Annotated in this window: 2 tRNA genes; both read left to right on the top strand. The window is 52.5% G+C overall.

From position 1 onward, the window contains the following. The first annotated feature begins 21 nt into the window (after positions 1-21). Positions 22-97 (top strand) — tRNA-Asn (locus SB775_RS32910). Between the two features lie 5 nt (positions 98-102). Beyond that, a tRNA-Thr gene (locus SB775_RS32905) sits at positions 103-178 on the top strand. Positions 179-244: the final 66 nt, after the last annotated feature.

Here is a 244-nt window from a genome sequence, read left to right as displayed (position 1 = left end):
AAGGAATGAATCCTTCAACGTTCCTCGGTAGCTCAGTTGGTAGAGCAATCGGCTGTTAACCGATCGGTCGGCGGTTCAAGTCCGTCCCGAGGAGCCATATATGCTCCTGTAGCTCAGTCGGTAGAGCGTTTCCATGGTAAGGAAGAGGTCGCAGGTTCGATTCCTGTCGGGAGCACCAGAAAACAACCCCAAAAAGTGAAGTGTATCTTCGCAGATTAGTCCGAGTACTTTGCGGGGGCCCCAT

Source organism: Peribacillus sp. SIMBA_075 (assembly GCF_046534585.1).
Note: the sequence above shows the minus strand (reverse complement) of the source record. Positions and strands in the feature narration are given on the sequence as shown.